The 13,534-nt window shown below is 71.4% G+C and carries 16 protein-coding genes; 1 reads left to right on the plus strand and 15 read right to left on the minus strand.

Going from position 1 to position 13,534, the window contains the following annotated elements:
* Positions 1-8: 8 nt before the first annotated feature.
* The 7 genes from pheT to infC are packed head-to-tail and all read right to left on the minus strand — an operon-like array spanning position 9 to position 6,913.
* The gene (pheT, locus tag H1W00_RS12145; protein WP_181755930.1) at positions 9-2,519 is read right to left on the minus strand and encodes a phenylalanine--tRNA ligase subunit beta; all 2,511 of its coding nucleotides are present in this window, start codon (positions 2,517-2,519) and stop codon (positions 9-11) included.
* A gap of 1 nt (position 2,520) precedes the next feature.
* Positions 2,521-3,624, minus strand: coding sequence for a phenylalanine--tRNA ligase subunit alpha (gene pheS / locus H1W00_RS12150; RefSeq protein ID WP_181755931.1), 1,104 nt, complete (start codon positions 3,622-3,624; stop codon positions 2,521-2,523).
* Positions 3,625-3,645: 21 nt separating this feature from the next.
* Positions 3,646-4,683 (minus strand): ATP-binding protein, encoded by a 1,038-nt coding sequence (locus H1W00_RS12155; RefSeq protein WP_181755932.1) that lies wholly within the window; start codon positions 4,681-4,683, stop codon positions 3,646-3,648.
* A gap of 9 nt (positions 4,684-4,692) precedes the next feature.
* Positions 4,693-5,481 (minus strand): RNA methyltransferase, encoded by a 789-nt coding sequence (locus H1W00_RS12160; protein WP_181755933.1) that lies wholly within the window; start codon positions 5,479-5,481, stop codon positions 4,693-4,695.
* 20 nt (positions 5,482-5,501) lie between these two features.
* The gene (gene rplT / locus H1W00_RS12165) at positions 5,502-5,894 is read right to left on the minus strand and encodes a 50S ribosomal protein L20 (RefSeq protein ID WP_078700950.1); all 393 of its coding nucleotides are present in this window, start codon (positions 5,892-5,894) and stop codon (positions 5,502-5,504) included.
* A gap of 39 nt (positions 5,895-5,933) precedes the next feature.
* On the minus strand, positions 5,934-6,128 hold the full coding sequence (gene rpmI / locus H1W00_RS12170; RefSeq protein ID WP_078700949.1) for a 50S ribosomal protein L35: 195 nt from the start codon (positions 6,126-6,128) through the stop codon (positions 5,934-5,936).
* Between the two features lie 2 nt (positions 6,129-6,130).
* Positions 6,131-6,913 (minus strand): translation initiation factor IF-3, encoded by a 783-nt coding sequence (gene infC, locus H1W00_RS12175; RefSeq protein WP_338072895.1) that lies wholly within the window; start codon positions 6,911-6,913, stop codon positions 6,131-6,133.
* Between the two features lie 161 nt (positions 6,914-7,074).
* On the opposite strand from infC, the gene H1W00_RS17095 reads away from it, so the two are divergent.
* Complete coding sequence (locus tag H1W00_RS17095) at positions 7,075-8,064, plus strand: GNAT family N-acetyltransferase (RefSeq protein WP_181755934.1); 990 nt, start codon at positions 7,075-7,077, stop codon at positions 8,062-8,064.
* Here the strand turns inward: H1W00_RS17095 and H1W00_RS12185 are convergent.
* From H1W00_RS12185 to ribD, 8 genes are read right to left on the minus strand one after another with little or no spacing between them, the layout of a single operon-like run.
* The gene (locus H1W00_RS12185) at positions 8,061-8,549 is read right to left on the minus strand and encodes an SseB family protein (RefSeq protein WP_181755935.1); all 489 of its coding nucleotides are present in this window, start codon (positions 8,547-8,549) and stop codon (positions 8,061-8,063) included. The genes H1W00_RS17095 and H1W00_RS12185 overlap by 4 nt on opposite strands.
* Entirely contained in the window at positions 8,546-8,968 is a 423-nt protein-coding gene (locus H1W00_RS12190; RefSeq protein ID WP_181755936.1) for a PH domain-containing protein, read from the minus strand. The genes H1W00_RS12185 and H1W00_RS12190 overlap by 4 nt, the downstream gene beginning before the upstream one ends.
* Before the next feature lie 2 nt (positions 8,969-8,970).
* Entirely contained in the window at positions 8,971-9,816 is an 846-nt protein-coding gene (gene hisG / locus H1W00_RS12195) for an ATP phosphoribosyltransferase (protein ID WP_181755937.1), read from the minus strand.
* Positions 9,817-9,826: 10 nt separating this feature from the next.
* The gene (locus tag H1W00_RS12200; protein ID WP_078701480.1) at positions 9,827-10,090 is read right to left on the minus strand and encodes a phosphoribosyl-ATP diphosphatase; all 264 of its coding nucleotides are present in this window, start codon (positions 10,088-10,090) and stop codon (positions 9,827-9,829) included.
* Between the two features lie 10 nt (positions 10,091-10,100).
* Complete coding sequence (gene ribH / locus H1W00_RS12205) at positions 10,101-10,580, minus strand: 6,7-dimethyl-8-ribityllumazine synthase (protein WP_181755938.1); 480 nt, start codon at positions 10,578-10,580, stop codon at positions 10,101-10,103.
* A 1-nt stretch (position 10,581) separates the two neighbouring features.
* Positions 10,582-11,826 (minus strand): bifunctional 3,4-dihydroxy-2-butanone-4-phosphate synthase/GTP cyclohydrolase II, encoded by a 1,245-nt coding sequence (locus H1W00_RS12210; RefSeq protein WP_181755939.1) that lies wholly within the window; start codon positions 11,824-11,826, stop codon positions 10,582-10,584.
* Positions 11,823-12,422: a riboflavin synthase gene (locus H1W00_RS12215; protein WP_181755940.1), complete on the minus strand. Its 600-nt coding sequence runs from the start codon at positions 12,420-12,422 to the stop codon at positions 11,823-11,825. Before H1W00_RS12215 ends, H1W00_RS12210 begins: the two co-directional genes overlap by 4 nt.
* A complete protein-coding gene (gene ribD, locus H1W00_RS12220; protein ID WP_338072896.1) occupies positions 12,422-13,492 on the minus strand; it encodes a bifunctional diaminohydroxyphosphoribosylaminopyrimidine deaminase/5-amino-6-(5-phosphoribosylamino)uracil reductase RibD in 1,071 nt (356 codons plus the stop codon). Before ribD ends, H1W00_RS12215 begins: the two co-directional genes overlap by 1 nt.
* Positions 13,493-13,534 lie beyond the last annotated feature (42 nt).

The following is a 13,534-nucleotide window of genomic DNA, read 5'->3' on the forward strand; positions in this document are numbered from 1 at the left end:
CATGCCGGTCAGCGCAGCTCGGCCCCGAGTGTCGCGGCGGCCGCGACGATCTGCTCGCGCGCGGCCTTGATGTCGGCGTCGGTGAGCGTGCGGTCCTCGGCACGCAGGCGCACCTTGAACGCGAGGGACTTGCGGCCCTCGCCGACCTGGTCACCGGTGTACACGTCGAACAGTCGCACCGACTCCAGCAGCGGGCTCGCCGACGCGATCGCCGACTCCAGCTCGCCCGCGGTCAGGGCGGCGTCCACCGTGAAGGCGAAGTCCTCCTTCGCGACCGGGAAGGCCGAGAAGTGCGGCTTCGGGCCGATCGCGGGCGCGGACTCGATGAGTGCGTCGAGGTCGAGCTCGCCGGCGGCCACGCGGCCCGGGAGGCCGTAGGTCTCGGCAACCTTGGGGTGCAGCTCGCCGACGTGGCCGACGACGCGGCCGTCGATGCTGAGTCGGGCACAGCGACCCGGGTGGAAGGGAGCGAGGCTCGCCGCCTCCACCGTCAGGTCGACGTGCAGGTTCGCCGCGACGCGCTGGGCGATTGCGAGCGCGTCGGTCCAGGCGACGGCGCGACCCGGGCCGGCCCAGCCGGAGCGCGTGCGCTCCCCCACCAGCACGAAGCCGGTGTGGCGGGGCTGCTCGGGCAGGGCCGCGTCGAGGGCGGCGAGCTCCTCGTCGGTGGGGCGCCGGTCGACGCCGAGGATCGGCGCCGCGGGGCTTCCCTCGCGCGGGTGGAACACGCGCCCGATCTCGCTCAGGGCGACCGACTCGTGGCCGCGTCCGATGTTGAGCGACGCCGCGCGCAGCAGGCCGATCAGCAGCGTGGGCGTCAGGCCGGGCTCCTCGGCCGACAGCGGGTTCGCCAGCCGGACGAGCTCGCGCCGCGCGTCCTCGGGGGGCAGGCCCAGCTTGTCGAGGTCGGCAGGGCCGACGAACGGCAGCGTGGTGACCTCGACGAGACCCGCTCCGGCGAGCACGTGGCCCACGCGACGCCGCAGCTCCTGGTCGCGCGACAGGCCCCGTCCGCCCGTGGGCGTGGGCAGCACCGAGGGGACGTTCTCGTACCCGGCGGTGCGCAGCGCCTCCTCGACGAAGTCGTAGGGGTCGTTCAGGTCGAACCGCCAGGACGGCGGGGTGACCGTGAAGCGGTCACCGGCGAGCTCGACCGCGCAGCCGTTGCGCTCGAAGGTGTCCTGCGCCTGCTCGGGCGTGATCGGCAGGCCACTGATGCGGGCCGGCAGGTCGGTGGAGAGCGTGACGGGCTTGCGCGAAGGCGCGGTTCCCACGACCGTGGCGCCGGGCGCGAGCGTGCCGCCGGCCAGCTCGACCAGCAGCTCGGCCACCCGGGCCGCGCCGACGAGCGGCAGCTCCGGGTCGACACCACGCTCGTAGCGCTTGGCGGCCTCCGACGGCAGCTTGTGGCGCTTGACCGCGCGGAAGATCGTCACCGGATCCCAGTAGGCGGCCTCGACCAGGACATCGGTCGTCGTGGCGTCGATCTCGGTGTGGTCGCCGCCCATGACGCCGGCGAGTCCGATCGGCCCGGACGAGTCCGCCACCAGCAGGTCCTCGGTGGTGAGGGCACGGTCGACGCCGTCGAGGGTCGTGAGTCGCTCACCCTCGGTCGCGCGGCGCACCACGATCTCGCCGTTGACCTTGGCGCGGTCGTAGCAGTGGTTGGGCTGGCCCAGCTCGAGCATCACGTAGTTGCTGATGTCGACGGTGAGCGAGATCGGCCGCATGCCGGCGTCGGCGATGCGCTTGGCCATCCAGGCCGGCGTGGTGGCCGACGGATCGATGCCCTCCACCACGAGCGTGGTGAAGACGGGGCAGCCCGCGGGGTCCTCGACGCGCACGGGGTACGCGGGGGTGTCGGCGGACGGCACCTCGCGGTCGGCGGGGTCGGTGAACGGCACGTCGAACGCGAGAGCGGTGTCCCGGGCGACACCGCGCAGGCTCAGCGCGTAGGCGCGGTCGGGGTTGACCTCGAGGTCGAGGGTCTGGTCGTCGAGGCCCAGCAGCGCGATCGCGTCGTCGCCGGGCTCGGCCGAGCCGGCCGGCAGCACGACGATGCCGTGGGCCGAGGTCTCGTCGTCGGCCAGGCCCAGCTCGGTGGTGGAGCAGATCATGCCGTCGGACACGTGGCCGTAGGTCTTGCGCGAGCCGATCTCGAAGCCGAGCGCGGGCAGGTAGGTGCCGGGAAGCGACACCACGACCAGGTCGCCGACGCCGAAGTTGTGGGCGCCGCAGACGATGCCGCGCGACGGCACGTCCTCGCCGGGGGCGTCGGGCACGGACGGATCGTTCTGCGCGCCGACGTCGACCCGGCACCAGTTGATCGTCTTGCCGTTCTTCTGCTCCTCGGGCGAGATCGCCAGGACGCGACCGACGGTCAGCGGACCGCTGAGCCCGCCGCCGACGATCTCCTCCAGCTTGAGGTCGTACATCGTCAGGCGGTCGGCCAGCTGCTCCGTCGTGACGGCATCGGGAAGCTCGACGAGTGACCGCAGCCACTCCACGGGGACACGCATGTCAGAGACCAACTCCGAAGGGCTCGGTGAAGCGGACGTCGCCGTCCCAGAGATCGCGCAGGTCGGCGATGTCGTAGCGGCTGGTGACGGTGCGGTCGAGGCCCATGCCGAACGCGAAGCCCGAGTACTCCTCGGGATCGACGCCGCACGCGACCAGGACACGGGGGTTCACGACGCCGCAGCCACCCCACTCGACCCAGCCCTCGCCGCCGCACGTCCGGCACGAGGCGACCTCGGCGGGATCGTTGTGGCACACGTAGCAGAGCAGGTCGACCTCGGCGCTGGGCTCGGTGAACGGGAAGTAGGAGGGACGGAACCGGGTGGTGATCTCGGTGCCGTAGACGGCGCGCGCGAAGTGGTCGAGCGTGCCCTTGAGGTGCGCCATCGACAGGCCCTTGTCGATCGCCAGGCCCTCGACCTGGTGGAAGACGGGCATGTGCGTCGCGTCGGCCTCGTCGGTGCGGTAGACGCGACCGGGGCAGACGATGTAGATCGGGGGCTGGCGGGTGAGCATCGTGCGCGCCTGCACCGGCGAGGTGTGGGTCCGCAGCACCATCGCGGCCGACTCAGGGTCGAGCCAGAACGTGTCCTGCATCGTGCGTGCCGGGTGGTCGGGGCCCAGGTTGAGGGCGTCGAAGTTCAGCCACTCGGCCTCGACCTCGGGGCCCTCGGCCACCTCCCAGCCCATCGCGACGAAGATGTCGGCGACGTGCTCCTGGATCGTGGTGATCGGGTGACGCGCGCCGACCGGCTCGATGTCGACCGGCAGCGTGACGTCGACGGTCTCGGCGGCGAGGCGGCGCTCGAACTCGACGGCCTCGACCTCGGCCGTGCGGGCGGCCAGGGCCTTGTTCACGGCGCCACGGGCCTGACCGACCCGCTGGCCGGCGTCCTTGCGGGCGGCGGGCGGCAGCGCGCCGATCTCGCGGTTGGCCAGCGCGAGAGGCGAGCGATCGCCCGTGTGGTCGATGCGCACCTGCTTGAGGGCGTCGAGGGACTCGGCCGCGGCGATCGCCGCGAGGGCCTCGTCACGCATGCGTTCGACCTCGTCGGCGCGCAGGGGCGTCACCTCGACCGGGTCGTAGTCGGAATTGGGCGCAGACACGCCCTCGAGTCTATCGGCGTGTCAGGACGCCATGGTGTCCGGCTCGTTCACCGGGAACCACACGCAGATCGACGCTCCCCCACCCTCGGCGTCCTCGATGACGATCGACCCGCCGTGCTGGTCGACGACGCCGCGCACGATGAACATGCCCAGGCCGCTGCCGGCACCGGGGCCCGACCTCCAGAAGCGGCTGAAGATGCGGACCCGCGACTCCTCGGGAATGCCCGGGCCACGGTCGATGATCCGCACGACCACGCCGTCGATGTCGCCGCGCGGCTCGGCGGCCACGACGACCTCACGGAGCCCCTCACCGTGGCGGATCGCGTTCTCGACGAGGTTGGTGAGCACCTGGGTGACGCGGTCGGCGTCGCCCCACACCACCGGCACCTCGCCCTCGACGCGGGGCTGGGGAGGCTCGTCGACCGCGGAGAAGACCGAGTTCAGGACCCGGCCCGCGAGCTCGTCGAGCTGGACCGGCTCGGTGCGCAGCGACAGTCGTCCGGCGTCGATGCGCGCGGCATCGAGCAGCTCGGTGATGAGGCGGCTCAACCGGTCGGCGTCGGCGTCGATGGTCTGCAGCATGAACAGACGCTGGTCCTCGGTGAAGGCGTCCCAGCGACTCAGCAGCGTGGCCGAGAAGCCCTTGATGCCGGTCAGCGGCGAGCGCAGCTCGTGGGCGACCGTGGCCACCATGTCGGACTTCTGCCGGTCGCGCTGCAGACGCACGCGTGCGTTGCGCATGCTCACGATCACCTTGATGACCCGGCCCGCAGGCCGCTCGCGCACGAGGGAGGCGGTGATGAGGTACTCGCTGCCGCGCGGGGAGTACCAGGAGGACTCGCTGATGCGCTTGCGGATCGCGAGCCCGTCGTACGGGTGGACGGAGTCGAACCAGCTGTTGCCGGCGAGGTCGTCGAACGGGACCGCGTCCCGCAGGTCCATCCCGATCATCTCGTCGCCCTCGGCACGCGCCCAGTAGCGGACCCACTTGTTCGCCAGTGTCACCTTGGCGTGCTCGTCGGCGACGATGATGCCGTCTGGGAAGTCTTCGAAGGGCACGGCCAGAGCCTAGCCCTGCTCGCGCGCGGAGGCGTAGAGGCAGACCGCCGCGGCGGTGGCCAGGTTCAGGCTCTCGGCGCGGCCCAGGATGGGCACGTGGACCACCCGGTCGGCGGCGGCCGCCCACGCGGCGGGAAGGCCGTGGGCCTCGTTGCCCATCATCCAGGTGGTGGGCGCCGTGAGGTCGAGGTCGGCGTCGAACAGGCCGGTCTCACCGGCGCCGTCGGCGGCGAGCACCTGGCAGCCGCGGCGCTGGAGCTCGGCGATGGTCGCCTCGACGTCGCGCTCGATGGCGATCGGCAGGTGGAAAAGGGAGCCCGCGGTGGCGCGCACGACCTTGGGGTTGAGGGGGTCGACGCTGTCGCCGGCCACGACGACGCCGGCCGCTCCGGCCGCGTCGGCGCACCGAATGACGGCCCCCAGGTTGCCGGGATCGCGGATCTCGGCGCAGACCACCACGAGTCGCGCGTCCTGCGGGACGTCGGCCAGCGTGGTGAGGATCGAGTGGCAGCGAGCCACGACTCCCTGCGGGGTGACGGAGTCGGCGATCTCCTCGACGACGTCGTCGGTGACGACGTGCCAGGTCTCGGCACGCTCGGCCAGCTCGGGGTGGCGCTCGGTGGCGTCCACCGTGGCGAAGACCTCGATGACCGCGCCCGGCGCATCGAGGGCCTCGCGCACGGCCTGGGGGCCCTCGGCGAGGAACTCGCCGGTCTTGGCCCGGAACGCACGCGTGGCGAGCCGCCGAGCGGTCTTGACCCGTCCGGAACGGACGGTCAGATCGCCGGGGCTCGCCACGTCGTGAGCTGAGCCGGAGCTCAGACGGCCGAGTCGGCCTTGGGAGCGTTGACGTCCTCGGGGAGGTTCGCCTTGGCGACCTCGACGAGGGCGTTGAACGCCGCGATGTCGTTGACGGCCAGATCCGCGAGGATCTTGCGGTCGACCTCGACCTCGGCGGCCTTCAGGCCCTGGATGAAGCGGTTGTACGTGATGCCCTGCGCACGCGCGGCGGCGTTGATGCGCTGGATCCAGAGACGACGGAAGTCGCCCTTGCGAGCCTTGCGGTCGTTGTACGAGTAGACCAGCGAGTGGGTGACCTGCTCCTTGGCCTTGCGGTACAGGCGCGAGCGCTGTCCGCGGTAGCCGGAGGCCCGCTCGAGGATCTCGCGGCGCTTCTTCTGCGCGTTCACTGAACGCTTGACGCGTGCCACAGTGTTACTCCTTCAAATCTTCGTAAAGTTCGGGGGCGCTCAGAGACCGAGCAGCTTCTTGACCTGCTTGGTGTCAGCCTTCGACACCGACGTCGTGCCGTCGAGGCGGCGCTTTCGGGTCGAGGACTTGACCTCCAAGAGGTGGCGGCGGTTGGTCTGCTCGCGGCGGAGCTTGCCCTTGCCGGTGATCTTGATGCGCTTCTTCATGCCCGAGTGGGGCTTGAACTTCGGCACGGTTATGCCTCCATGTCTGGATCGAGGTTCTCGGAGCGCCGGCGAGGCTTCTTCGGCGGCGCTGTCTTCTGGTGTTCTTCGCGATGGACCTTCTCGGCCTCGGCCTCGGCCTCGCGCTCAGCCTCGCGGGCGGCGGTGGTCACGGCCTTCTCGGCCTTGACCTCGGCCTGCGCCTCGGACTTCTTCTTGTGAGGTCCAAGCACCATCGTCATGTTGCGACCGTCCTGGCGGGCGTTCGACTCGATGAAGCCGAGATCCTCCACGTCGGCGGCGAGCTTCTGCAGCAGCCGGAACCCCAGCTCGGGACGGTGCTGCTCGCGGCCGCGGAACATGATCGTGATCTTGACCTTGTCTCCGGCCTTCAGGAACCGCACGACGTGACCCTTCTTGGTGTCGTAGTCGTGCTGGTCGATCTTCGGGCGGAGCTTCATCTCCTTGATGACCGTGTTCGTCTGGTTGCGTCGCGACTCGCGCGCCTTCTGGGCGGCTTCGTACTTGAACTTGCCGAAGTCCATGAGGCGGCAGACCGGGGGCCGGGCCTGGGGGGCGACCTCGACGAGATCGAGATCGGCCTCGGCGGCCAGGCGCAGGGCATCTTCGATGCGAACGATGCCGACCTGTTCACCGCTGGGTCCGACGAGCCGGACCTCCGGTACGCGAATGCGCTCGTTGACGCGCAGATCTGTGCTGATGGATCCTCCTGAGATCGGGTTTGGAGGACACGAAAAAGGTGGCCTCCGTCGAAGCGAAAGCCACCACACGCACCGTACGGTGCCGCACGCCACGAGATCGTCCGAGAACGACCCGCAGCGGGTGACCCCCGGATCCTTGAACCCGGCAGGTGGGAGTGACCTCCACTTCAGTCAACCATGTTAGCAGCCGATTCGTTCCCGGAGGAAATCGGGACGAAACACCGGCGAGTCAGACTGGTCGCATGATGTGGCGCGTGCGGACGACCCTGAAGAACCGACCCGGCATCCTGGCCGAGATCGCCCTCGCGTGCGGGCAGGCCGAGGTGAACATCGCGAGCATGCAGGTGTTCCCCGGCGACCCGACCGTGACCGACGAGTTCGTGGTGACCGCGTCCCCGGGCATGACCGACCTGCAGCTGGCCGAGGTGTTCGAGAAGGCCGGCGGCACGCGCGTGGCCGTGACCCGCACGGGTCCCGACGCCCTCGACGACGAGGCGACCCGCTACCTGCGCGGCATGCACGAGGTGCTGGAGGGCGGGCGCGACGTCGAGAGCGTGCTGCGCGACCTGCTGGGCACCACTCCCCCGGACGTCCTGGACTACAACGGCCACGACGTGCTGGACCTGCAGCGCCGCAACGGCACGAGCCTGAGGATCAGCCGGGCCGTCCCCTTCACGCCGGCCGAGCGGTCCCGGGCGCAGGCGCTGCTCTCCCTCGTCAGCGACGCGGGGATGGACGTGCCGCTGCTCCAGCCGGCCCAGCGGACCCCGTTGCCGCTGACGCGCCGGGCCACCCTCGCCGACATCGAGGGCGTCGCCGCCCTGCACCAGCGCTGCAGCGCCGAGACGCTCTACCACCGCTACCAGGCACCGCTGCGGATGCCGATGACCACGCGGCTGGCACGTCGGCTCGTCGTCCCCGACAGCGGCATGGCCGTCGTCGTGCAGTCGGGCCTGGACATCGTCGGCCACGGCCTGGTGGAGCAGGTCGAGGACCGGTGGACGTTCCACCTGATCGTCGAGGACGCGTGGCAGGGCCGGGGCATCGGCACGATGCTCGTCAAGCAGGGCGCCGGACGGGCCCGGGCGCTCGGCGCCCAGCGGCTGACCTTCGTCACGGCCACCGCGAACGACACCCTGCTGCGCACGGTGGGACGTGCCGGGTTCGTCGCCCGGGTCGAGCGGCACGACGGGAACGTCCACATCACGGTGCCGCTGACGGGCGTGACACCGCTGCAGGACTAGTCGCCCGCCGGCTCGATCCAGGCGGTGCCGGCGGCTGTGCGCACCAGCACGTGCTCGGCCGCGACGTGCTCGAGGTCCTCGGTCTCCACGACCCCGAAGGTGGGCTGGCCGAGATCGAGCAGCATGGCCGAGGCGCCGTCGGCGAGGGCAGCCCGTGCGGCGTCGCGGCCGAAGACGGGCACGGGACGCGAGGTCGGGTTCCAGCGGCTCATCGTCTCCAGCGAGCTGAACGCCAGCAGTGCGGTGCGCCCGTCGGCGCCCGTCATCAGGACCGCCGCCATGTCGGAGTTCTTGTCGCTGCCGTCGGTGGCCCGCTCCCCCAGCACCGCCACGACGGGGACGAACACCCGCGCCGTGCCGATCGTGGCGAGCAGCGTGGTGTCGTCGGTCAGGTCGAGGGAGGGGTCGACGGCGCCGTCGTCGCCGGGGAACGCCGGCTCGGCCAGCGAGCGTCCGCCGCCCCAGGACCCGTCGTCGTGGCTCATCGCACGTGCCCGGACAACCAGGTCACGGCGTTGCGCGCCGGATCGCCCTCGCTGCCCTGGATCGCGAACAGCGCGAAGCGGCGGCCGTCCTTCGTCTCGACGGTGGGCCACGGCGTGCCGGGGCGCATCGAGACGACGGAGATCTCGTCCCAGCGCAGCGCGCGACGGCGCCAGCCGTTGACGAAGGTCAGCCCCTCGTCGTCGGCCGTGACGTGGCTGCGCGAGACGAACGCGGCGAACAGCGCCACGAAGCCGATGAGCACCCAGATCGTCACGGTCTGGGAGGTCGTGAACTTGTACTCCTCGGGCAGCCGGATCCCGATCAGCGCGGCGAGGACGGCGAGCACGACGACGCACGCCCACATGACGACGATGACGCCGACGGGACGGAACGTGCGTCGCGAGACTGACTGGCCCATCGTCAGATCCGGCACGACAGGATGTCGGTGACGAGGATGCCGCGGCCGCCGAGGGCGTACAGCTCGTCCATGATCTTCTGGGTGGCCTCGCGCGGGACCATCGCCCGGACCGCGACCCACCCCTCGCGATGAAGGGGCGACACCGTCGGCGACTCGATGCCCGGGGTGAGCCGGACGGCCTCGTCGACGTTCTGGACCCGGATGTCGTAGTCCATCATCACGTAGGTCCGCGCCACGATGACGCTCTGCAGGCGGCGCTGGAACACGTCGAAGCCCGCGGGCACCTCGGCGGCCGAGCGCGCGATCAGCAGGGCCTCGGAGGTGAGGATCGGGTCGCCGAAGACCTCCAGGCCGGCCTGGCGCAGCGTGGTGCCGGTCTCGACCACGTCGGCGATCGCGTCGGCGACGCCGAGGCGGATCGAGGACTCCACCGCGCCGTCCAGACGCACGACCTGGGCGTCGATGCCGAGCCGCTCGAGGTGCGGGCGCACGATGCCGGGGTACGACGTGGCGATGCGGCGGCCCTGGAGCTCGGACTCGTTGGTCAGCTGGCCCTCAGGGGCGGCGAAGCGGAACGTGGAGCCCGCGAAGCCCAGCTCCATGACCTCGTCGGCCTTGGCGCCGGAGTCCAGCAGCAGGTCGCGGCCGGTGATGCCGACGTCGAGCGTGCCCTCGCCGACGTAGATGGCGATGTCGCGCGGACGCAGGTAGAAGAACTCGACGTCGTTGTCGGCGTCGACGGTGACGAGGTCCTTGGCGTGGCGACGCTGGCGGTAGCCCGCCTCGGTCAGCATGGCGGCGGCGGCTTCGGACAGGGCGCCCTTGTTGGGGACGGCGACCTTGAGCATGTGGGGCTTCCTAGAGGTGGGAGTAGACGTCATCGAGGGAGATGCCAGCGGCGATCATCATCACCTGCGCGTGGTACAGCAGCTGGCTGATCTCCTCGGCCGCACGCGCAGGTCCCTCGTGCTCGGCGGCCATCCACGACTCGGCGGCCTCCTCCACGAGCTTCTTGCCGATCGCGTGCACGCCCGCGTCGAGCTCGGCGACGGTGCGCGAGCCCTCGGGGCGGGAGGCGGCCTTCTCGGACAGTTCCGCGAACAGGCCATCGAACGTCTTCATCGTGGTCATCCTATCGGCGGGGCGTCAGGCCCCGGACGGTCGCCCATGCCGAGAGGGCGGCCTCGGCGGCCTCGCGGCCCTTGTCCTCGGGCGATCCCGGCAGGCCGGCGCGGTCGAGCGCCTGCTGCTCGGTGTCGCACGTGAGCAGGCCGAAGCCGATCGGCACGCCGGTGTCCAGGGCCACGCGGGACAGCCCGTCGGTGGTGGCCGCCGAGACGTACTCGAAGTGGGGCGTCCCGCCGCGGATGATCACGCCGAGCGCGACGACCACGTCGTAGCCGGCGTTCGCGCAGGCCTGCGCGATGATCGGCAGCTCGAAGGAGCCGGGCGCCCGCAGCAGCGTCGTGTCGCTGACGCCGGCCTCCTTCAGGGCGCGGTCGGTGCCGGCGATGAGGCCGTCCATCACGACGGTGTGCCAGCTCGAGGCGACGACGGCGACCTTGGCGCCGCTGCCGTCGACCGTGATCTCGGGTGCTCCGTGTCCGGCCATGTCAGATCTCCTCGTCCAGGTGGAGGTCGGGCAGGTCGTGGCCCATGCGCGCGGCCTTGGTCTGCAGGTAGCGCAGGTTGTCGGGCGTGGGCGCGATGACCACGGGCAGCCGCTCGGCCACCTTGACGCCGTACTGCTCCAGCTGGGTGGACTTGTCGGGGTTGTTGGTCAGTAGGCGCACCGACGTGACGCCGAGCTCGCGCAGGATCTGGGCCCCGGCGGCGTAGTCGCGCTCGTCCTCGCCGAAGCCGAGCGAGAGGTTCGCGTCGACCGTGTCCTGGCCCTGGTCCTGCAGCTCGTAGGCGCGCAGCTTGTGCAGCAGGCCGATCCCCCGGCCCTCGTGGCCGCGGAGGTAGACCACGATGCCGGCGCCGGCGGCGACGACCTCGGCCATCGCGGCCTCCAGCTGCGGGCCGCAGTCGCAGCGTCGCGAGCCGAAGACGTCGCCGGTCAGGCACTCCGAGTGCAGCCGGACCAGCACGTCCTCGGTGCCGGGCTCGCCGTGGACGAGGGCCACGTGCTCGGCGCCGTCGATGCGGTCCTTGAAGCCCATGGCGCGGAACGTGCCGAACTCGGTGGGCAGGTGGGCGTCGGCGAGGCGGGTGATCTGCGACTCGTGCAGGCGCAGGTACACCTGCAGGTCGGCGATCGACACGAGCGACAGGTCGTGCTCGTCGGCGAACTCGCGCAGCTCGGGCGCGCGCTTGAGCGTGCCGTCGTCGTTCATCACCTCGCCGATCACGCCGGCGGGGGTCAGTCCCGCGAGCCGGGCGAAGTCGACCGCGGCCTCGGTGTGGCCGGCGCGCTCCAGCACGCCGCCGGGCTTGGCGCGCAGCGGCACGATGTGGCCGGGCTGGACCAGCTCGAACGGCTCGGTGGCCGAGTCGGCGAGCACGCGGCACGTGCGGGCGCGGTCGGAGGCCGAGATGCCGGTGGTGACGCCGTCGCGCGCGTCGATCGACACGGTGTAGGCCGTGCGCAGCCGGTCGCGGTTGTGCGGGGTCATCAGCGGGATCGCCAGCCGGTCGAGGATCTCGCCCGTGATCGGCGCGCAGACCAGGCCGCTGGAGTAGCGGACCAGGAACGCCATCAGCTCGGGCGTCGCCTTGGAGGCGGCGAAGATGATGTCGCCCTCGTTCTCGCGGTCCTCGTCGTCGACGACGACGATCGCCTTCCCCTCGCGGATGTCGGCGATCGCGCGCTCGATGCTGTCGAGGCGGACTCCGGTGTGCTGCTCCTCGATCATGAGTGAGCTCCCTTCTCGAGCAGTCGCTCGACGTACTTGGCGATGACGTCCACCTCGAGGTTGACGCGGTCGCCGGGCTTGCGGTCGCCGAGCACGGTGTCGGCGAGGGTCGTGGGGATGAGGGACACGCTGAACCAGTCGTCGCCGGCCTCGACCACCGTGAGCGACGTGCCGTCGACGGTGATCGAGCCCTTGTCCACGACGTATCGCGCCAGCTCGGCCGGGAGGCTGAACCGGACGACCTCCCAGTGCTCGCTGGGGGTGCGGTCGATCAGCGTGGCCGTGCCGTCGACGTGGCCCTGCACGATGTGGCCGCCCATCCGGGCCCCGGCCTGCATCGCGCGCTCCAGGTTGACGACCGATCCGGCCTCCAGGTCGCCGAGGCTGGTGCGGTCCAGCGACTCGCGCATGACGTCGGCGCTGAACGTGTCCTGCGTCGGGTCGATCACGGTCAGGCAGCAGCCGTTGACCGCGATCGAGTCGCCGTGTCCGGCGTCCGACGTGACGACGGGTCCGCGGATCGTGATCCGCACCGCGTCGCCGAGGTCGTCGAGGGCCACGACCGTGCCCTTCTCCTCCACCAAGCCCGTGAACATCAGTTCGTGCCCTCGCTGTCCGGTTCCTCAATCGGTGTGTCCATGTCCTCGCGCGGCATCCGGCCCGGCGTGCCGACGATGCGGATGTCGGGTCCGACCATCCGCAGGTCGGTGATCTCGATGGGGCGGATGTCCGCGAGCGTGGTCGCCTCGCCCTCGAGCGCGGCGCGGCCAGAGCCCAGCATCGCCGGCGCCATGTAGCCGATCACGCGGTCGATGAGGCCCTCGCCCCAGAACGCGCCGGCGAGCCGGGGGCCGCCCTCGAGCCAGACGTGGTGGATGCCCTCGGCCTGCAGCTCGGCGAGGACCTCGTGGGGGTCGCGCGAGTGGATCTGGCGCGTGGGCGCGACGCGGTCGAACACGCGGTAGTAGGCGGGGATCTTCGACTCCCCCACCACGACGCGCAGCGGTTGCCGGTCGTACGGCAGCGGCAGGTCGGCGGCGTCGCGCACGGTGAGCCGCGGATCGTCCGCGAGCACGGAGTAGGTGCCGGCCATGATGGCGTCGCACTCGGCGCGGAAGGCCTGGACGTCGCGGCGGGCGGTCTGGCTGGTGATCCACTTGCTGGTGCCGTCAGGCGCGGCGCTGAGGCCGTCGAGCGTCGCCGCGTACTTCCAGGTGACGAACGGCCGCCCATGGAGGTGGCGGTGGGACCAGAAGCGGACCAGCTCGTCGGTCTCGTCGGCCAGGACGCCGCCCTCGACGTCGAGGCCCGCCTCGAGGAGGACCTTCGCTCCCCCGGCGCCCTCGGCCGGGTCGGTGGTGCCGAACACCACGCGGGTCACACCGGCGGCGATCAGCGCCTGCGTGCAGGGGCCGGTGCGGCCGGTGTGGTTGCAGGGCTCGAGGGTGACGACGGCGGTGGCGCCCCGGGCGCGGTCGCCGGCGAGCTGCAGGGCGTCGACCTCGGCGTGCGGCGTGCCCGCGCCCCGGTGGACGCCCACGGCGATCTCACGGCCCTCCGCGTCGAGCACCACGCAGCCGACCGGCGGGTTGGGAAGGGTGCGACCCACGGCTCGGGCGGCCTCGACGGCCCGGCGCATCGCGTCGGTCTCGGTCTGACTGGCCACCGGTCTCCCTGACTTCGGGCTCACGGGACACCGGGGACGGCT

Origin of the sequence: Aeromicrobium phoceense, from assembly GCF_013868155.1 — a bacterium.
GTDB lineage: Bacteria > Actinomycetota > Actinomycetes > Propionibacteriales > Nocardioidaceae > Aeromicrobium > Aeromicrobium phoceense.